The 19,824-nt window shown below is 40.9% G+C and carries 18 protein-coding genes; 5 read left to right on the top strand and 13 right to left on the bottom strand.

What is annotated here, in order from left to right:
• Positions 1-28 precede the first annotated feature (28 nt).
• The 13 genes from AC1EKL_RS05685 to dnaA all read right to left on the bottom strand — a co-directional run bounded on the left by AC1EKL_RS05685 (position 29) and on the right by dnaA (position 15,477).
• Positions 29-1,228: an MDR family MFS transporter gene (locus AC1EKL_RS05685; protein WP_480188831.1), complete on the bottom strand. Its 1,200-nt coding sequence runs from the start codon at positions 1,226-1,228 to the stop codon at positions 29-31.
• A 52-nt stretch (positions 1,229-1,280) separates the two neighbouring features.
• Positions 1,281-2,681, bottom strand: a complete 1,401-nt coding sequence (dnaB, locus tag AC1EKL_RS05690) for a replicative DNA helicase (RefSeq protein WP_480188832.1) — start codon at positions 2,679-2,681, stop codon at positions 1,281-1,283.
• 34 nt (positions 2,682-2,715) lie between these two features.
• Positions 2,716-3,168: a 50S ribosomal protein L9 gene (gene rplI, locus AC1EKL_RS05695; RefSeq protein ID WP_006917478.1), complete on the bottom strand. Its 453-nt coding sequence runs from the start codon at positions 3,166-3,168 to the stop codon at positions 2,716-2,718.
• A 6-nt stretch (positions 3,169-3,174) separates the two neighbouring features.
• Positions 3,175-5,193 carry a DHH family phosphoesterase gene (locus AC1EKL_RS05700; protein WP_480188833.1) on the bottom strand — a complete coding sequence of 673 codons (2,019 nt, stop codon included), beginning with the start codon at positions 5,191-5,193 and terminating at the stop codon, positions 3,175-3,177.
• A gap of 110 nt (positions 5,194-5,303) precedes the next feature.
• Positions 5,304-5,540, bottom strand: coding sequence for a 30S ribosomal protein S18 (gene rpsR, locus AC1EKL_RS05705; protein WP_003682305.1), 237 nt, complete (start codon positions 5,538-5,540; stop codon positions 5,304-5,306).
• Positions 5,541-5,564: 24 nt separating this feature from the next.
• The gene (ssb, locus tag AC1EKL_RS05710) at positions 5,565-6,233 is read right to left on the bottom strand and encodes a single-stranded DNA-binding protein (RefSeq protein ID WP_480188834.1); all 669 of its coding nucleotides are present in this window, start codon (positions 6,231-6,233) and stop codon (positions 5,565-5,567) included.
• A 34-nt stretch (positions 6,234-6,267) separates the two neighbouring features.
• Positions 6,268-6,561, bottom strand: coding sequence for a 30S ribosomal protein S6 (gene rpsF / locus AC1EKL_RS05715; protein WP_006917481.1), 294 nt, complete (start codon positions 6,559-6,561; stop codon positions 6,268-6,270).
• Positions 6,562-6,752: 191 nt separating this feature from the next.
• Entirely contained in the window at positions 6,753-9,266 is a 2,514-nt protein-coding gene (gyrA, locus tag AC1EKL_RS05720; RefSeq protein WP_480188835.1) for a DNA gyrase subunit A, read from the bottom strand.
• Between the two features lie 20 nt (positions 9,267-9,286).
• Positions 9,287-11,257 (bottom strand): DNA topoisomerase (ATP-hydrolyzing) subunit B, encoded by a 1,971-nt coding sequence (gene gyrB / locus AC1EKL_RS05725; RefSeq protein WP_480188836.1) that lies wholly within the window; start codon positions 11,255-11,257, stop codon positions 9,287-9,289.
• A complete protein-coding gene (gene recF / locus AC1EKL_RS05730; RefSeq protein ID WP_480188837.1) occupies positions 11,254-12,378 on the bottom strand; it encodes a DNA replication/repair protein RecF in 1,125 nt (374 codons plus the stop codon). Before recF ends, gyrB begins: the two co-directional genes overlap by 4 nt.
• Positions 12,379-12,384: 6 nt before the next feature.
• Complete coding sequence (gene yaaA / locus AC1EKL_RS05735; RefSeq protein ID WP_480188838.1) at positions 12,385-12,612, bottom strand: S4 domain-containing protein YaaA; 228 nt, start codon at positions 12,610-12,612, stop codon at positions 12,385-12,387.
• A gap of 236 nt (positions 12,613-12,848) precedes the next feature.
• Positions 12,849-13,985: a DNA polymerase III subunit beta gene (gene dnaN, locus AC1EKL_RS05740; protein ID WP_480188839.1), complete on the bottom strand. Its 1,137-nt coding sequence runs from the start codon at positions 13,983-13,985 to the stop codon at positions 12,849-12,851.
• Positions 13,986-14,157: 172 nt separating this feature from the next.
• Complete coding sequence (dnaA, locus tag AC1EKL_RS05745) at positions 14,158-15,477, bottom strand: chromosomal replication initiator protein DnaA (RefSeq protein ID WP_480188840.1); 1,320 nt, start codon at positions 15,475-15,477, stop codon at positions 14,158-14,160.
• A 515-nt stretch (positions 15,478-15,992) separates the two neighbouring features.
• Between dnaA and rpmH the strand changes: the two genes are divergently transcribed.
• The 5 genes from rpmH (at position 15,993) to mnmE (ending at position 19,815) form a co-directional block, all read left to right on the top strand.
• On the top strand, positions 15,993-16,127 hold the full coding sequence (rpmH, locus tag AC1EKL_RS05750) for a 50S ribosomal protein L34 (RefSeq protein WP_006917488.1): 135 nt from the start codon (positions 15,993-15,995) through the stop codon (positions 16,125-16,127).
• Positions 16,128-16,248: 121 nt separating this feature from the next.
• A complete protein-coding gene (rnpA, locus tag AC1EKL_RS05755) occupies positions 16,249-16,593 on the top strand; it encodes a ribonuclease P protein component (RefSeq protein WP_040456218.1) in 345 nt (114 codons plus the stop codon).
• A 3-nt stretch (positions 16,594-16,596) separates the two neighbouring features.
• The gene (gene yidC, locus AC1EKL_RS05760) at positions 16,597-17,430 is read left to right on the top strand and encodes a membrane protein insertase YidC (RefSeq protein ID WP_006917490.1); all 834 of its coding nucleotides are present in this window, start codon (positions 16,597-16,599) and stop codon (positions 17,428-17,430) included.
• A 68-nt stretch (positions 17,431-17,498) separates the two neighbouring features.
• Positions 17,499-18,272: an RNA-binding cell elongation regulator Jag/EloR gene (jag, locus tag AC1EKL_RS05765; protein ID WP_480188841.1), complete on the top strand. Its 774-nt coding sequence runs from the start codon at positions 17,499-17,501 to the stop codon at positions 18,270-18,272.
• 154 nt (positions 18,273-18,426) lie between these two features.
• On the top strand, positions 18,427-19,815 hold the full coding sequence (gene mnmE / locus AC1EKL_RS05770; protein ID WP_480188842.1) for a tRNA uridine-5-carboxymethylaminomethyl(34) synthesis GTPase MnmE: 1,389 nt from the start codon (positions 18,427-18,429) through the stop codon (positions 19,813-19,815).
• Positions 19,816-19,824: the final 9 nt, after the last annotated feature.

Consider the following 19,824-nt stretch of genomic DNA (forward strand, 5'->3'; position numbering starts at 1 on the left):
TATTTTCCCATTATTTCCCAGGGAATAATTAATATTCAGTAACTAGTTTTTTCGTTCGCTCCAAGATGATGCTTGCCACTACAACAACTACAATCAATGCCCCAGCACAGGCAATAAACAATGGTTGATATGATAATCCTTCAATTATCATTCCACCAATAGCGGGGCCAACCGCTTTACCAAAAGAAATTAGAGCATTTAATAAGCCTTGATAGCGTCCCTTTTCGTCTGTCGGCGATAGTTGATCAACCACGGCAGGCACCGTTGGGAAAACCGTAATTTCACCCAGGGTAAGGACTACCATCCCAAGCACAAACCACCAATACTGCTTAGCGAACACTAATACAACAAACGACATCATAATGCCACAAATTCCCACGTAAATCTTTAAATAATCGTTCTTCACATATTGATTAACAATATTCATCAACGGCTGTAAAAGGACCACCATTAACCCATTAATCGTCCAGAGAAGGCTGTATAAGGTCATCGAGATCCCGTGATTAGTAACATATACTGACATATTACTAGACCACTGAGAATAAGCAATCCAAATAATCACCATGGCAATAAACATCGTCCAGATCGTAATAAGGTTTGGCACTGGTAATTTCGTCGTTTTATTCTTGATAATCTCCTTTTCATCAACGGCAGCTATTCGTTGACGACTAACCTGAACTCGATAAAACTTCGCGACAATTAGGATAAAGAATAAGTATAAGATCCCCGTCAAAAGGAACAATGGCCCAACATGATTACGCACAAGTTGATAAAGGGGGCCAACAACACTCGTCGCAAAAACCATTCCAAGGTTATTGGAGAAATAGATCATATTAAATACAAATCGGCCGTCATGTCCCTTTACCATGGTCCCATATGAATTATGCAAGGTAACTAGCCAACCATTGAAGAAACCGACCAAGGTTAACATCACAGGATAAATTGGCCAATTACTTTTCCAAACCAAGACAAACATTGTGATGACTGCCCCGATCAAGCCTTCAATCATCAAAGTCCGTGGATTATATCGATCAAAGAGAATTCCGGCAATATAACTACCAACAACATTTGCTCCCGAATAACAAAGGATCACCAATCCAGCAATGGTTAGTGATTGGTGTAGTTGATCATGAATATATACGGTTGTTAATGGCCAAACAAAGCTATTCCCGAAGTTAACTAAAAATACTCCGATCAGCAGCCAATGGAGTTTTATCCCCTTATTCATCGTCTGTCTCTCTCCTTTTAACTAAAGAGGCTGGGATAAACCCAGCCTTTCCTTATTGATCATCATGCTGATAATCAATTGAAGCAAATTTGTTATATGTTTTATTAAACAATAATTTAACGGTTCCACGCGGACCACTCCGGTTTTTATCAATAATGACTTCAACTTCACTTAGACTTGGTACATCCGCATCCTGTTGGTTAGCCTGCTGATTATTCCCTTGATCATCATTACCCTCTTCACGTTGATAATAATCATCACGGTACAGGAAACTAACAATGTCCGCATCTTGTTCAATGGACCCTGATTCACGAATATCAGACAATACCGGCCGCTTATCCTGCCGTTGCTCTACTCCCCGGGAAAGTTGAGAAAGGGCAATCACCGGGCATTGAAGTTCCTTCGCCAGCTTCTTCAGTTGCCGAGAAATTTCAGAAACTTCTTGCTGCCGGTTTTCTGAATTTCCGCCTTCAATTAATTGAAGATAATCAATGACAATCAATCCCAGATTACCAGTTCGTTTAGCTAATCGCCGACACTTGGCCCGAATCTCCGGTACTCGGATTCCCGGTGTATCATCAATATAAATATCAGCGGCATCCAGGGTACTTGCTGCTACCCATAAACTACGCCATTCATCCTGGGTTAACTCACCAGTCCGTAAGTGATTAGCATTGATACTGCCTTCAGCACACAGCATCCGGTTCACTAACGATTCAGCACCCATTTCTAGACTAAAAATAGCTACAGAAGTGTTATTTTTAATGGCCACATTCTGAGCGATGTTTAACGCAAATGCGGTCTTCCCCATCGCCGGCCGCGCCGCTAAAATCACAAGTTCGTCAGGGTGGAGTCCGGTCGTCATCTTATCAAGTTGCGGATACCCTGTTGCAATCCCGGTAACATCCGATTCTTGGCGAGATAATTCAAAAATCTTATTAACTGATGAATTTAATAGGTCACCAATCTTTTGCAGATCAGTATTATTATTGCTTTCCGCTACTCCTAAAATTGAGCGTTCTGCATCATCAAGTAAGTCGGTCAGGTCTTCTGTATCGTCATAGGTCTTGCTGACGATCTTGGTCGCTGTATCAATTAACCGACGGGAAGTTGCCTTTTCTTTGACGATCTTAGCATAGTAAACCACATCAGCTGCCGTGGGCACTGCACCAGCCAGTTTAGCCAAATATTCTACGCCACCAACATTTTCAGTTTGATTTTCCCGATCTAATTCATTCTTCAATGAAACAACATCAATCGGCACATCACGATCGTTTAGTTTGATCATTGTTGAAAATAAAATCTGGTGAGCCCGCGTATAGAAATCTTCTGGCTGGACATACTCCATGGCTTCAACAATCGCATCTTTAGCCAAGAAGGCCGCCCCCAGAACTGCTTGTTCTGCTTCTAGATTCCGCGGTGGTGTTCGATTAATTTCTGGCGCGTTATCCATGGATTGCCCTCCTTTTTATGGAATATGTTAATCTTTATTTTTCAGCAATATGAACGCGCATCTTAGCTTCAACATCATGGTGTAACTTAACCTTAACCGTTACATAACCCAAAGCCTTAATTGGCGCTGCTAATTCTAACTTTCGTTTGTCTAACTTAATATTGTATTGATCTTGAAGCGCCTTAGCAATTTGTTTGCTTGAAATTGAACCAAACATTCGACCATCAGTACCGGCCTTGCCCTTCATTTCAAGAACCATATCATCGCTTTCTAAGGTTTGCTTTAATTTCTTTGCCTCAGCTAATTCTTCGGCTTCTTGCTTTTCTTTAGAACGTTCTTGGCCTTGAACCTCACTTAATGCTGCCTTCGTGGCTAACTTAGCCTTACCACGAGGAATTAAAAAGTTTTGAGCATAACCGTCTGGTACATTCTTTACTTCACCGCGCTTACCGCGTCCTTTAACATCTTCAATAAAAATAACTTTCATTCTAAATCACTCCTCAGCTGTTTCTGGATCATCACTTGAATTAATGATTTCCATTAATTGTTGCTTTACATCGTCAATTGGCTGATCCTTAATTTGGGTCGCAGCGTTTGCTAAATGACCACCGCCACCCATTTTTTCCATAATTAGTTGAACATTGTAATCACCCATTGACCGAGCAGAGATTCCAACTACATCACTAGAACGTCTCGTGATGACAAATGATGCATCGACCCCTTCAACCTGAAGCAGCATATCTGCGGCTTGGGCAGCCGTTACGGGATCATATAACTTATCATCTGCACCAACGCACAATGCTATTTTATCATTTAAAAATTCAGTGTTGGAGATTAAATGATTACGTTCCATAAAATCGTCCACATTTTCTTTCATAAAGTACTGGATCATTAAACCATCAGCACCTGCCGAACGGAGATAACTAGCGGCATCAAACGTTCTTGTCCCGGCATTTTGGGTAAAGTTTTTAGTATCCACTTCAATCCCTGTCAGCATTGCCGTAGCTTCAAGTTTATTTAAGGCTTTCCCTTCTCGTGGTTGGTATTCAAACATTTCTGTAATTAGTTCACAGGTCGAGGAAGCATATGGTTCAATATATACCAATAATGGATTTTCTGGGAATTCTTCTCCTCGTCGGTGGTGGTCAAAAATTACCGTCCGATTTTCTAGTCGCGAATAAAGTTTTGGCGCCATTGATAGACTAACCTTTGAATGATCAACCATTACTAACAAACTCTTATCCGTAGCCTGATCTAAGGATTGTTCAGGCGTTACCACACAATCCTCAATACTTTGATAGTCCTTGAATTGAAAAATCAGCCGCGCGATATCAGAGTGCAGACGTTCTTGATCAAGAACAATCCAACATTTTTGACCATTCATTTCAGCAATTCGCCGAATTCCTAAACAGGCCCCCATTGAGTCCATATCAGGATTATTATGCCCAACAACAAAAATCTGATCAGCTTGGTTCATTAATTCTTGGAATGCCTGACTAATTACCCGTGCTCGAACTCTGGTCCGTTTTTCCATTGGGTTAGTTTTCCCACCAAAGAAACGAGCCTGTTCATCTTCTGCCCGGACAACTACTTGGTCACCACCACGACCAAGTGCTAAGTCCAAATTTCGTTGGGCGGTATCTGCTAACTTAATAAAGTCAGTTTGCCCATACGAAATCCCGACACTCAGCGTAACTGGTGAATTCATTTTAGAGGTATTTTCGCGAATCGTATCCAGAATTTTAAACTTCCGTTCCTCGAGCTTATGCAGATCGATTTCGTGTCCCATCAGAAGATAGTTATCATCATCAATGACTTTCAACAATAAGTTAAACTTATCCGCCCACTTACTTAATTCAGAGGTAACGTAATTATGTAAGTTGGAAACATCCGAATCACTCATTCCCTGTGTTAGTTCAACATAGTTATCTAAATAAATATTCCCAAGGAAGAGCCGTTCATTTAAATACCGCTTATTGATTCGTTCATACTTCGTAATATCCATCAAATAGAGGTTGTTAAACCGCTTTTGGTAAAAGAATTCAAATTGGTGATCATTCCAGCTAACGATCGTTGGAGCGTGATCATCCTGGTGTTGGGAAACAATTTCTGCTAATTCTGGGATACTGTTTTCCAGTTTTTCGCCGACAACAATTTGGTTACCAAAATACTTCACCATGTACGGATTGGCCCAACGAACAACTCCCCGTTCATTCATAATGATAATACCAAGGGGCATTTCAAGAAGAGCTTCTTGCTGGCTATTTTGAACTTCATAAGTTAGATCGCTAAGGTACTGCTCAGTTTCTCCTGCAAGATGTTGGAGTTGCGTGAGGCTCAATATTAAGCCAATAATTCCTAATAATAATAAGATTATTCCCGCAACCCAGTTATAGAGAAAGGCCATCACAATCGCAATCGTTGTCGTAGCGAGTAAAAAGAGTGTATTTAGTCGCAACCGCCGATTTTTAAACACTTTTGCAATTGTATTTTGTCCAAACCAAAATCGCATCTCCCTCACCTCCCAGTAGAATAGTTTAACATTCTTATCTTATCACAAACACTTTAGTAATTTTGGGTAAAAAAATAGGATATGAGTTTAACTCATATCCTAATTGCAGATTAATCTTCCGCAACAAATGGTAGAAGACCCATAATCCGCGCACGCTTAATCGCAATCGTCAAACGACGTTGGTTCTTAGCGCTTGTTCCAGTAACCCGGCGTGGCAAAATCTTACCACGTTCAGAGATGAACCGGCGTAATAAATCAGTGTCTTTGTAGTCAATGTATTCAATGTGGTTTGCGGCGATAAAGTCAACCTTACGGCGACGACGGCCACCACGACGTTGTTGTGCCATGAAATTTCCCTCCCCGTTAATTATTTAGAACGGTACATCATCGATTGATGGTTGATCACCATCATCGTTATCTGATGAACTGTTGTTGTCTTTATTAGTGCTCATTGCACTATTATCATCAATATTGATACCATTACCGTTAGATGAATCATTTGAATCATCATTATTAAACGGCAGTGTACTCAAATCAACCTGATTATCTTGATTAAAGACCGGTTGATTATTCGCGGCTGGTTGAGCAGGGTTATTGTTGCTGAAATTACCACCATTATTATTAAATGCATTATTTTTGCTAAAGTTTTGGTTGTTGTTATTAAAACCTCCATTATTACCTTGGTTGTAGCCACCCTGGTTGTTAGAACCCTGATTGCTTGACCGTGGTTCCAATAATGCAAAGTTTTCAACGGTTACTTCAGTTACGTAAACACGTTGACCTTGATTATTTTCGTAATTCCGCGTTGATAGTCGTCCATCAATGCCGACTAACGAACCCTTATGAGTGAAATTAGCGAAGTTTTCAGCAGACTTTCGCCAAATGACACAGTTAATAAAGTCAGCATCCCGATCACCATTCTGATTTCTGAACTGACGATCGACAGCAACTGAAAAACTGCAGACTGCTGTTCCGCTACCGGTATACCGCAATTCCGGATCTCTTGTTAACCGTCCAGTCAATACTACACGATTTAACATCGGACATCACTCCTCTCAAAATATTTCGTTAAGACTAACCGCGCTTAACGATCATGTGACGTAAAATGTCGTCGCTGAACTTAGATAAACGATCAAATTCGTTTAATGGTTGGTCGTTATCAGTCGTTACGTTAATAACGTGGTAAGTACCTTCTGTGTACTTATCAATTGGGTACGCGAAACGACGAGTTGACCAATCCTTTGAGTCAACAACAGTTGCACCATTGTCTGAAAGAACCTTGTCAAAGCGTTCTACTAAAGCACTCTTTGCTGATTCATCAATATCAGGACGAATGATGTAAGTAATTTCATATTTGCGTGTTTCCATGAATGTTACACCTCCTTATGGACTCTGGCCCCTTCTCCTCATGAGAAAGAACAAGGAGAGTAGACGTTCTCTAACGTATACTCACAGACTAGAATAATAGCATAATTACTCCTAAATAACAAGGATTAAGCAAAAAGATCTGAAATTGCGGTCTATTATTTAAAGACGTAATTTCAGATCTTTTGTATTATTTAATTTTCAGTTTCTGGTGTGGAGTGAGCATCTTCAGTACTAGATTCTGGTTGTTCATCATCATCCGCTGCTTCTTCCTTAGCAACCCGAGTCATTGTTGCTACTTTTGAACCATTGGTCAACTTAATTAGGTGAACCCCAATTGTGGCCCGTCCGGTTTCAGAAACGGTTTCAACACCAAACCTGATAATGACCCCTTCTGTTGTCACTAGCATGATGTCTTCATCACCATCAACCGTTGTTAATCCAGCTAACGGACCGTTCTTTTCAGTAACATTGACGGTCTTAATTCCTTTACCGCCACGTCCCTTAATCGGGTATTCAGCAGCCGGAGTTTGTTTACCAAACCCTTTTTCACTGATGACAAGCACCCGACTATCCGGATTCAATTGACCAGCGCCGATTACAAAGTCACCCTCACGAAGACGAACACCACGGACTCCGGCAGCAGCACGACCCATCGAACGGACGGCACTCGCACTGAAACTAACTGCGTATCCTTCATGCGTCCCAATAATCATATTTTGATCATGGTCAATGATTTCTACCGCAATCAATTCATCGCCATCGTGAAGGTTGATTGCCTTCAGTCCGTTGCTTCGAATATTCTTGAACTCTTCAACCGCAGTTCGCTTAACAACCCCTTGTTTAGTTACAAAGAAGAGATCACGGTCTGCATCTTCTTCCGCTGTATTAGAAACATTAATCACAGCGTTAATCTTTTCTTTTGCATCAATTCCGAGCAAATTAATAATCGGAATTCCTTGTGCTGACCGTCCGTATTCAGGAATTTCATACCCCTTCATCGAGAAGACCTTACCTGAATTAGTAAAGAACAGCAGCATGTCATGAGTAGAACTTGAAATTAAGTGCTCAATAAAGTCGTCACTGTGTACGCCCATTCCTTTAACTCCACGACCACCACGGTTTTGTGATTTAAATTCATCCACCGGAAGCCGTTTAATGTAGCCGTTATGGGTTAAGGTGACCACAATATCCTGTTGTTCAATCAAATCTTCATCTTCAAGGTTCGTAATATCGCCAACTTGAAGTTCAGTCCGCCGGGCATCACCAAATCGACGTTGAATTTCTTTCAATTCATCATAGATAATTTGTTGAATCCGTTCACGATGGGCAAGGATATCCTTATAATCCGCAATTGCTTCCATCAATTTCTTATATTCAGCTTCGATCTTTTCCCGTTCCAGACCGGTTAACCGAACTAGCCGCATATCAAGAATTGCTTGGGCTTGACGATCTGACAATCCGTACTTGCTCATCAATTCGCTCTTGGCTACTTCACTAGTTTGCGATTGACGAATGATCTTAATGATTTCGTCAATATGGTCAAGGGCAATCCGCAACCCTTCTACAATGTGGGCCCGGCTTTCCGCCTTTTTAAGTTCGAATTCTGTCCGCCGCCGAACCACTTCTTCTTGGTGTTCAAGGTAGTAGGTCAAGATTTCTTTCAAACTTAAAATCTTTGGTGCACCCTTGACGATTGCCAACATGTTGAAATTGAAGGTCGTTTGCATCATCGTCATCTTGTACAGATTATTCAAAATGACTTCCGCACTAGCATCCCGCCGGACATCAATTACAATCCGCATTCCTTCACGGTCAGTTTCATCATTGACATCAGTAATACCATCAATTTCCTTTTCACGTGCCAATTCAGCGATCCGTTCGATCAACTTTGCTTTGTTAACCATGTATGGAATCTCGTGAACAATTATTTGTTGTCGTCCCGTCTTAGTTTCTTCAATATCAACTTTTGCGCGAACGATAATGGTTCCTTTACCGGTTTCATAAGCCTTCCGAATGCCTGATTTACCAAGTACGACCCCACCAGTTGGGAAGTCTGGTCCTGGCAACACCTTCATCAGATCTTCAGTCGTTGCATCAGGATTATCCATCAACACATGAATTGCACTAATTACTTCCCCCAGATTATGCGTCGGAATATTAGTTGCCATCCCGACGGCAATTCCTGAAGCACCATTAACAAGCAAGTTTGGAAAACGGGCAGGCAACACTGTTGGTTCCTTTTCAGTCCCATCATAGTTATCTTGGAAATCAACCGTATTCTTGTTAATATCACGCAACATTTCAACGGCGATTTTACTCATCCGTGCTTCGGTATACCGCATTGCGGCCGCACCATCTCCATCGACGGAACCAAAGTTACCGTGACCATCAACTAACATATAGCGGTAACTAAAGTCCTGCGCCATCCGGACTAAACCTTCATAAATTGAAGAATCACCATGGGGGTGGAACTTCCCCATAACGTCCCCGACAATTCTGGCAGACTTCTTATAAGGCTTATCAGGAGTAACTCCTAATTCATTCATTCCGTATAAAATCCGTCTTTGAACTGGCTTTAAACCATCACGAACGTCTGGTAACGCCCGTGAAACGATGACACTCATCGCATAGTCCAAAAACGAGTTCCGCATCTGACTGGTCAGTTTGACATCAGTAATGCGGTTTGACATTTCTTCTTCAGCCACTCGTCTTGTTCCTCCTCAAATTAAAGGTCTAAGTTCTTAACAAATGTTGCATTCTTTTCGATAAAGTCACGCCGTGGTCCGACCTTAGTTCCCATCAGCATTGGGAAGATTTCATCTGCTGCCGCAGCATCATCCAGATCAACCCGCAACAAGTGACGATTTTCAGGATCCATCGTGGTTTCCCACAATTGTTCCGCGTCCATTTCACCAAGCCCCTTGTAACGTTGGATAACTGGTTTGGGACTCGGCTGAAGTGAATTGACAACTTGCTCTAATTCTTCATCCGTTTCAATGTATTTAACGAATTTTCCTTGTCGAACTTGGTACAACGGTGGCTGAGCAATATAGACATAGCCCTTTTCAATCATTGGCCGCATAAACCGATAGAAAAGAGTTAATAGTAACGTCCGAATGTGCGCACCATCGACATCGGCATCCGTCATGATAATCAGCTTATGGTAATTAGCCTTTGAAACGTCAAAGTCTTCACCAAATCCAGTCCCAAGTGCAGTGAATAATGATCGAATTTCATCATTCGCGAGGACCCGATTCAGGCTGGCCTTTTCAACGTTCAAAATTTTACCCCGAATTGGCAAAATTGCTTGAGTTAACCGCGAACGCCCTTGCTTAGCAGATCCACCAGCAGAGTCCCCTTCGACGATAAATAATTCCGAAATCCTTGGATCCTTACTGGTATTATCAGCAAGCTTCCCGGGAAGGTTGCTAATTTCAAGTCCGCTCTTCTTACGAGTAACTTCACGCGCCCGTTTAGCGGCTACCCGCGCCTTGGATGCTAACATCCCTTTTTCGACAATCTTCTTCGCCGTATCCGGATGCTCCATCATAAAGCGGTTCATTGTTTCACTAAAAATGTGATCGGTCGCCGTTCGTGCATCAGAGTTACTTAACTTAGTCTTCGTCTGGCCTTCAAACTGCGGATTAGGGTGCTTAATTGATACAACAGCAGTCAGCCCTTCACGGACGTCATCACCAGACAACGTACTGTTGTTTCCCTTCAGCTGGCCACTCTTTCGTCCATAATCATTAATTACCCGTGTTAAAGCAGTCTTAAATCCAGTTTCGTGACTCCCACCTTCGTAGGTGTGAATATTGTTAGTAAACGTTAATAGGTTGCAACGGTAGCCACTGGTGTATTGTAAAGAAACTTCCACCGTAATACCGTTATATTCACCTTCAACATAAATCGGCGGATCGAAAAGTAATTCGTGACCCCGATTCAGGAATTCAACGTAATGACGAATTCCGCCTTCATAATGAAATTCTTGACGGTTATCTTCATCATTCCGCTTATCTTCAATCGTGATCTTCAATCCCTTGTTCAAAAAGGCCAGTTCACGTATACGATCAGTTAACGTCTTAATGTTATAAACCGTCGTTTCACGGAAAATATCTGGATCTGGTTTAAAGTGAACAATTGTCCCATGCTGGGTCTCTGGAAGTCCTTCTTTAATCACCTTCATTGGCGTCTTAACATGGCCACCTTGAAAGTCCATGTAATACTCTTTACCTTGCCGAGCAACTCGAACATCCAACTCCGTAGAAAGGGCATTAACAACGGAAGCACCAACCCCGTGCAATCCACCGGAAACTTTATAACCACCGTTGCCAAACTTTCCCCCAGCGTGGAGAACCGTAAAGACTGTTTCAAGAGCTGGCTTACCAGTTTCTTTTTGAATATCAACCGGAATTCCCCGTCCATTATCAGTAACGGTAATACTGTTATCCGGTTCAACAACAACGTTAATTTCATCTGCGAACCCAGCTAACGCTTCATCGATCCCATTATCAACGATTTCCCATACTAAGTGGTGTAATCCCTGAACAGTAGTCGAACCAATGTACATCCCAGGCCGCTTACGAACTGCTTCTAATCCCTTTAAAACTTGGATTTGGCTAGCATCATACTTACTGCCGAGCTCAGCTTTCTTTTCAGCCTTTTCTTCCTGTAGTTCGCGTTCTTTATCGCTCACGTTGTTTCCTCCTTCGTCAATGTCCCACCATCAATTTTAAAAATTGTTGGTTGCTTGATTAGTTGTCGTGCAACCCCACTCAAACTAGTAGTTGTTAAAAACGTCTGAACCTTATCTTGAATTGCTGTTAATAGATGCGTCTGGCGATCATCATCTAGTTCTGAAAGGACATCATCCAATAACAGCAATGGGTATTCACCTGTCTGCTCCTTCATCAAATCGATTTCCGCGAGTTTAACTGCCAAGGCAGTCGTTCGCTGTTGCCCTTGCGATCCAAAATGCTGAACATTTTGGCCATTCACAATAAAATGAATATCATCCCGCTGCGGTCCCGCTAATGTCGTTCCAAGCGTAATCTCGCGTTCCAGATTATCATCAAAAAGTTTTCTTAACTGCGTTTCAAGGTTCTCTCTTGTCGTTTGCTCATCAATTGTGAGTTGCGTTACATACTTGAGCCGTAGCTGCTCCTTTTGCAAAGAAATATGTTCATGCAGTTGCTGGGCCCACTTTTCTAATTGCTTCAATAATCTGAAACGAGCCAACACAATCGCTGCACCATCCTGTGATAATTGGTCAGAAATGACCCCGAGCAAAACTCGATCTGTCTGCTCACCAGAACGTAATTGTTTTAGGTACTGATTACGTTGATGAAGCAATGAATGGTAATGACTAACGTTGTGCAAATAAGCACTACTCATCTGACCAAATTCCATATTCATAAATTGCCGCCTAACTTGGGGTGCGCCCTTAACCAGAGCTAAATCTTCAGGTGCAAAGAGAACAACATTTAAATTACCAACGTACGCTGATAGCCGACTCTGATATAAATGATTAACTTTGACCCGCTTACCGCCCTGAGCAAGCTGAATTTCTAATGGAACCCGTTCAACCTGTTTTTGAACCTTACCAGACAAAAAAGCCTGCTTATGCTTCCATTGGATCAGCTCCCGATCCTTAGAAGTGCGGTGGCTTTTCGTTAATGCTAAAACATGAATTGCTTCCAGGAGATTCGTTTTTCCTTGGGCATTCTCACCAATCAAAATATTAATTCCGGGTGAAAATACCACCTTTAAATCATCATAATTGCGAAAATGTTTTAAATGCATTTCCTGCAGAATCATCAAACATCACTGCTTACTTTCAATTTTGACAGATTCGATGCCCACAATTTCAACTTGATCGTTTGGATAGAGTTTCTTACCTCGTCGGTCATCGAGTTCACCGTTAATTTTGACCTGATGTTCCTTCAAAAACCATTTAGCGGCTCCACCAGTTGGAATAATCCCTTCTTCTTTGAGAAGTTGACCAAGGGTAATAAAGTCACGATCAATTTGGAAAACTTTACTATTACTCACCTTATTCACCTGCTTTACTAATAATTTATTATAGTCTTTTATCACTCCAAAAACAAACTTAAACATCTTCTCAGGCGATTTTAGCGAATTTAGTATCCACGAATGTTTTTAATCAAAATTGGCCTAAATTCGTTGAGAATCGCTTTATTTATCTTTGAGCCTTTTGATCAATAAAAAAGAACGTGTAAAGAAGTCATTATTGACTCCTTTGCACGCTCTCGCTTTAGCAATCACGACTAAAACGTTCGAACTGGTGTAATTAATTGAACAAAATTTTCTTGATCTTCGGTCGGTACTAACGTAAATGGTCGTAATGGTGAAGTAAATGACAACAAAACGCTGGCTTGACCAAATGACTTCAGAGCGTCACTCATATAGTCAGGATTGAATGAGATTTCCAACTTATCCCCGGTTAGTTTTTCAAAGTTAACGTCTTCCTCAACGTTACCCACATCTGCAGAATCACCACTGATCTTGGCAGTATTTGTATCAGGATCTAATGACAAGTTAACAACATTGTTGTGCCCTTGGTGGGATAGCAGTGAGGCCCGATCAATTGCTGCTAGGAAATTACCTGCTTCCAATTCAATCGTTGTATCTGCTGTGTCAGGAATTAACCGGCTAGTTTCTGGGTACATCCCTTCCAGTAACCGTGAATAAAACAATGCGTTATCGAATTGGAATAAAACTTGATTTTCAGCAATTTGAATTTGGATCTCACCTTTGACATCAGCGATCATACGCGCTAATTCAGTCATGCTATTACCAGGAATGACAACATCATAACTCTGACCATTGGTTGGAACAGTAACTTTCCGTTGTGCCAATCGGTGACTATCGGTAGCAACTGCTACTAATTGATCATCAGCAAGCCGCATATGAATCCCAGTTAAGATTGGCCGACTTTCTTGCTTAGAAACAGCGATTCGTGTTTGCTCAACAACGTCCCGAAGTAAGTCAGCGGCTACTGCAATCGTTGATGCACTTTGAATTTCTGGTAAGTGAGGATAGTTATTAGCATCTTGACCGTTGATTTGAAATTCTGCAGTCCCCGAAGAAATTTTAGCCTGAAATCCATCATGAACTTCAATTGTTACATCTTGATCAGGTAATTTTTTAATGATTTCACTGAAGAATCTTGCAGGTAACACAATGGCACCAGGTTCTTCAACAGTTAAAGCGTTTTTACCATTTTCCACTGAAAGTGTTGTTTGGATCGTAATGTCAGCGTTGCTTCCTGTTAAGATAACTTGTTGATCTTCAACAACAATTTTGACCCCAGTTAAAATTGGGATTGTTGTTTTAGAAGAAATTGCTCGTAAAACATTATTTAATTGGTTTGCAAAAACAGATCGATTAATCATAAATTTCATTTTGAGCTGCTCCTTAATATATATATATATTTAATTAATATTATAACTAGTAGTAGTAATAGGGCTTGTGGAAATTGTGGAAAAATAATTGGAATAATTGACATTCTTGACTTTTCCACATGTGGATAACTTGTTGAAAACTTTGGGATAACTTTTAAATTATCCACAACTATTAAGGACGTAAATCTTTCTTTAATGAATTAATTTCTTTTTGTAAATTGGCATCGGAAGTCATTTGCTTTTCAATTTTGTCGATTGCGTGCAGGACTGTTGTATGGTCTTTACCACCAAATTCCTTACCAATTCGTGGTAAAGAGTTATCTGTTAATTCCCGTGATAGATACATTGCAATTTGACGTGGGATCACAATGTTTTTGACACGTTTTTTACCAGTAATGTCACTTTGGTTGATATTAAAGTGAGCAGCCACCTTTTTTTGAATTAAATCAATTGAGAGAGTTGCTGGGGCATCGTTGCCAATTCCCTGTAGCGCTTCTCGTGCAACCGCTTCGTTGATTGAAGTTTTGTGTAAATCAGCAAAAACCCGTACGCGCATGAGAGCACCTTCAAGCTCCCGGACATTCGTATTAATTTTAGAAGCAATAAAATTGAAAACTTCATTTGGAATACCTTGGAGGTTTTCCTCTTCGGCTTTGCGGTTCAGAATTGCAATTCGTGTTTCTAAGTCTGGTGCAGTAATTTCAACAGTTAATCCCCAAACGAATCGTGAAACCAGTCGATCAGTCAAGTTAGGAATTTCCTTTGGATTTTGATCGGCAGTTAAAACGATTTGTTTGTTGTTGTCATGAAGACTATTGAAGGTATTGAAAAATTCTAATTGTGTCCCATTTTTTTCACTAAAGAATTGCACATCATCCACCAGGAGTGCATCTAAATCCCGATATTCCTGTCTGAACTGCTCTTGTGTCCCCGTTTTAATGGAGTTGATGTAGTCGTTCATGAAATTTTCGCTCGTCACGTATTTAATCTTTGCATCGGGCTTATGAACGAGCATGTTATTGGCGATGGCTTGCATTAAGTGTGTTTTACCAAGACCAACATCCCCATAGATAAGGAGGGGATTGTACAAACCACCTGGTTGTTCAGAAGCAGCAAATGCGGATGCATACGCAAACTGATTGGTGCGTCCTTCAACAAAATTATCGAATGTATATTCAGGATTGAGTGGTGTTTGAGTTTTATAAGTTGGTTGATCTGGTGCGGGATCCGCTTTTTTCATTAGATCCTTAGTAAGAACATAGATTGGTTCAATTTCTTCACCAGTCTTTTCGTGCAAAATATGCTTTAGTTGAATATTTAAACTCTTCTTCCACCAATCAAGATGATAGTCGGTTGGTAAGACAACCGTTAGTTGATGATTTTGAAGAGAGTATGCTTTTGCCGGAGCAACGACGTTTTCGTAAGTCGGTGGAGTGATCGACTGCTTAAACTCGTTTTGGACCGTTTCCCAGAGAGAATCGAGCTCAGTCAAAATAATTCCTCCTCAGAATAAAATAATGTGGATAAATAAAAACCAAGAATAATTTTATCATTAGTTTTTCTAGTTTTCCACAGGCAGTAAAAAATTTGATCCACAAATTACACAACGCTGTGTGGAAAATACTCACAGGGGTGTGGAAATGTGGAAATATCCACAGAAAATAAAAGATATCCACAATTTTTTGTGGATATCAACAAGCCTAAATGGTGAAAAGATAGTAATTAACAGGATTTTCCACAAGGCTGTGGATAACCTCGTTGACAACCCTGTGAGTTAGTTATTTTTAGTTAAAAACCCTGTGAATTGGTTCTAAAATCTGATCGTCAAAAAATAACGCTGTGGATTATTTAATTCTTCTTGTGGAAAACTAAAAAGTTTTTTCGGCGAAATCGCCCTTTATTGCAGAAAAAAAGTATGATATACTTTAACAGTATGTTTGAAGAGTTTGTCCATTTTGGACGTTAAACCGAACAATTTATTACAATGCCGAGGAGGTGCAAAAGCTTATGAAGCGCACATTTCAACCAAAGAAGCGTCACCGCGCTCGTGTTCACGGCTTCCGCGCTCGGATGAGCACTAGTAACGGTCGCAAGGTATTGGCCCGTCGTCGTCAAAAGGGTCGTAAAGTATTATCTGCATAAAAAAGTCCGTCAAGGCGGCTTTTTTCTCAGTAGGGAGCAGGGCCATACACTTTGCTGCAATTTTAATATTGTGGTGTTGTTATGTTCCTTCTCCCTTTTTTAGTTACTGAGGAGATTAATAATGAGAAAATCATTTCGAGTAAAAAAAGAGAACGAATTTCAACGGGTCTTTGAAACCCATAATTCCGTTGCTAATCATAAGTTTGTGATTTACCAAATGGAAAAGCCTGGTCAACCACATTTTCGAGTGGGGATCTCTGTTGGTAAGAAGATTGGGAATGCTGTTCATCGTAATTGGCTGAAGCGGCGTATTCGGCAAACGTTGCTAGAAGTTAAACCACAATTAAAGTCTGAGGTTGATTTCTTAGTGATTGCTCGTCCTGCTGCTGATGGGATGACCATGGCAGAAACCAAGAAAAATTTGGTGCATGCTTTAAAGCGTGCCAACCTATTAATTGAGGATTAAAAAATGAAAAAACGTTCAAAAAAACTTGTGAGTTTATTAGGTATTTTAAGTTTAACGCTATTCTTAGCGGCTTGTTCCAATAAACCAATTACTAGTCATAGTACAGGAATATGGGATCACTACATTATCTATAACTGTTCCCGGTTTATTATCTGGCTCTCTAATCACTTTGGTGGTTATGGGATGGGGATTATTATCTTCACCATCATCATTCGGATTATTATTTTACCGTTGATGTATTACCAGACAAAGTCAATGATGCGGATGCAAGAATTGGCGCCTGAATTGAAGAAATTACAAAAGAAGTATTCTTCACGGGATCGCGAAACGATGCAGAAACTGCAAGTGGAACAACAAAAGCTTTATAAAGAAGCTGGAGTTAATCCATTTGCGTCCATGCTGCCATTAATTGTCCAATTGCCAGTTATGTGGGCTTTATACCAAGCAATTTGGCGAACAAGTACATTACGTCATGGGACATTTTTATGGCTGCAACTGGGACGGCCTGATCCGTACTATGTTCTTCCAATCTTAGCGGCGTTGTTTACATTCATTAGTTCTTGGTTATCAATGGCATCAATGCCGGAAAAGAACTCAATGTCAACTGCAATGACATGGTTTATGCCAATTATGATCTTCTTTATGGCATTAGGATTTTCATCTGCGATTACCCTTTACTGGGTGGTAACAAATGCCTTTCAAGTTGTTCAAACGTTGCTATTGCAAAATCCATTCAAAATTAGACGTGAACGGGAAGCGAAGCAACGGGCAGAACGCCAACGGAAAAATAAGATTGCCCATGCTAAACGAAATGCAATGAAGAGTAAACGGAAGTAAAGCAATGCCACTAGCCTGGCAACCACTAGTTGGTTCCGGCTGGTGGCTTTTTTTGTTGAGGTGAAATAATGACAATTTTTACGGGAAAAGATGAAACGGTAGCAATCGAAAAAGCAGTCAAGCAATTAGCGGTTACTAAGGATCAATTAGTAATAAAGGTTTTGCAAACTGCTCACCATGGATTTTTAGGGATTGGCCGTCGTCCCGCCAAGGTTGAAGTTACACTGCGCAGAAAAAACGATGATCCATCAAAATCAGTGGTGAACGGTGGTAAGCAGCGTAAAGAAAACGTACAACCTGAGAAAACAACTTCAGAGAAAACGATGACGCCAGCAGAGAAGCTGCAAAAACAAATGGCAGAAAATCATCAACATAATTTAGCTAAATTGAAGGATGCTATGGCGGGATTAACAGACTATCTAATTAAGATTTATCAACAATTGGGTATTACCGTTGAGCCTCGGATTCAAGAAGTAAAAGTTCATCATTGTGAAGTCAATTTGGAGACCGAGCATCCGGGACAAGTAGTTGGCTACCATGGTCGGCGAATAAATGCCATTGAGCAACTTGGCGTAGCTTTTTTAAACTACCATGGCGTTCGTGAAGTGGAATTAATTCTTAATACAGGCGATTATCGTGAAAAACGTCGGGCAACGTTGGATAAACTAATGGCGCGGAGCGTAACTCAAGTCATTGCCACAGGGCAAGCGGTCTTTTTGGATCCGATGCCAGCACGCGAACGTAAATATTTGCATAAACTAGCGGAGCAACATGCGGAAGTACGGACGTATTCGCATGGTCGGGAACCATTCCGGAGTATCGTGATTGCACCACAAAATTAGGTAAGTATTGACAATCGGAACCGGTAAATTTAAAATAACGGTGTTAATTAAATCGAGCTTGTTAGAGTAGTGAAAGTGCTTTGACCATCACCAACGGGAAATCGTTGTTGCTGGAAGGGCACTTTTTTTATTAAGTCAGAAAGGAAGGAAGACAGTGGCGAATTCAGAATTTGATACCATCACTGCAATCTCAACCCCGGTTGGGGAAGGTGGAATCTCAATTATTCGGGTTAGTGGTGAAGAAGCGATTCCGGTGGTGAAAAAGCTTTTTAAGGGAAAGGACTTAGCAAAAGTGGCTAGTCACACCATCAACTATGGACATATTATTGATCCCCAGACTAATCAAGAAGTGGATGAAGTCATGGTTTCCATAATGCGGGCACCTAAAACTTATACAAAGGAAGACGTTGTCGAGATTAATTGTCATGGTGGCTTACTAGCGACTAACCGAATTTTACAGTTAACGATTGGTGCTGGGGCACGGATGGCAGAACCAGGAGAATTTACTAAACGCGCCTTTTTGAATGGGCGACTGGACCTTTCACAGGCAGAGGCAGTGATGGATTTAATCCGTGCTAAGACCGATAAGTCAATGAAAGTGGCGTTAAACCAACTTGATGGGAATTTATCACACTTAATCAAACATCTGCGTAAGGACATTTTAGATGTGCTAGCGCAAGTGGAAGTTAACATTGATTATCCAGAATATGATGCGGTTGAAGAAATGACCAGCAAGCTTTTACGGGAAAAGGCAATTGAAATTCGCCAAAGAATCGAGGAGCTCCTTAAAACTGCTAAACAAGGGAAAGTTTTACGTGACGGTTTAGCAACCGCGATTATTGGTCGCCCTAATGTTGGAAAATCAAGTTTATTGAATTCATTGTTACATGAAGATAAGGCGATTGTAACCAATGTGGCCGGAACCACACGGGACGTGATTGAAGAATATGTCAACGTTAATGATGTACCACTCAAATTAATTGATACTGCAGGAATTCGGCACACTGACGATACAGTCGAGAAGATTGGGGTAGAAAGAAGTCGTCAGGCAATCGATACGGCAGACCTAATTTTGTTACTGATTGATAGTTCTCAACCGCTTACGGAAGAAGATCGGCAATTAATCGAACAAACTGCAAATAAGCCACGAATTATTATCTTTAATAAGAGTGATTTGCCAACGAAGGTTGATCAAGCTAAACTACAAACGCTTGTTGATGGCGATAAGGTAATCACGGCCTCGATGACTAAGCATGAGGGAATTAATGAATTAAGTGCTGCAATTAGTCATCTCTTCTTTAATGAAGGGATTGAAAGTAACCAAAATAATGTCATGGTTACGAATGCGCGGCATATTGGATTACTTCGTCAAGCAGATGAAGCCTTGGGCGATGTATTAAAGGGACTGGATGATGGAATGCCAGTTGATTTAGTTCAGATTGATATGACGCGGGCCTGGGATTTACTTGGTGAAATTACTGGTGACAGTTACCAAGATGAACTATTAGATCAATTGTTTAGTCAATTCTGTTTAGGAAAGTAGCAAGGAGAT

This window comes from Limosilactobacillus sp. C0001E2 (assembly GCF_056590915.1).

What these genes read in the sequence shown, in the direction of transcription:
- dnaB (WP_480188832.1), bottom strand. Translation starts at nt 2,681, where the DNA reads ATGGATAACGCGCCAGAAATTAATCGAACACCACCGCGGAATCTAGAA.
- AC1EKL_RS05685 (WP_480188831.1), bottom strand. Translation starts at nt 1,228, where the DNA reads ATGAATAAGGGGATAAAACTCCATTGGCTGCTGATCGGAGTATTTTTA.
- ssb (WP_480188834.1), bottom strand. Translation starts at nt 6,233, where the DNA reads ATGTTAAATCGTGTAGTATTGACTGGACGGTTAACAAGAGATCCGGAA.
- recF (WP_480188837.1), bottom strand. Translation starts at nt 12,378, where the DNA reads ATGATTCTGCAGGAAATGCATTTAAAACATTTTCGCAATTATGATGAT.
- rplI (WP_006917478.1), bottom strand. Translation starts at nt 3,168, where the DNA reads ATGAAAGTTATTTTTATTGAAGATGTTAAAGGACGCGGTAAGCGCGGT.
- rnpA (WP_040456218.1), top strand. Translation starts at nt 16,249, where the DNA reads ATGAGAAAATCATTTCGAGTAAAAAAAGAGAACGAATTTCAACGGGTC.
- yidC (WP_006917490.1), top strand. Translation starts at nt 16,597, where the DNA reads ATGAAAAAACGTTCAAAAAAACTTGTGAGTTTATTAGGTATTTTAAGT.
- AC1EKL_RS05700 (WP_480188833.1), bottom strand. Translation starts at nt 5,193, where the DNA reads ATGCGATTTTGGTTTGGACAAAATACAATTGCAAAAGTGTTTAAAAAT.
- rpsF (WP_006917481.1), bottom strand. Translation starts at nt 6,561, where the DNA reads ATGGAAACACGCAAATATGAAATTACTTACATCATTCGTCCTGATATT.
- rpsR (WP_003682305.1), bottom strand. Translation starts at nt 5,540, where the DNA reads ATGGCACAACAACGTCGTGGTGGCCGTCGTCGCCGTAAGGTTGACTTT.
- rpmH (WP_006917488.1), top strand. Translation starts at nt 15,993, where the DNA reads ATGAAGCGCACATTTCAACCAAAGAAGCGTCACCGCGCTCGTGTTCAC.
- jag (WP_480188841.1), top strand. Translation starts at nt 17,499, where the DNA reads ATGACAATTTTTACGGGAAAAGATGAAACGGTAGCAATCGAAAAAGCA.
- dnaN (WP_480188839.1), bottom strand. Translation starts at nt 13,985, where the DNA reads ATGAAATTTATGATTAATCGATCTGTTTTTGCAAACCAATTAAATAAT.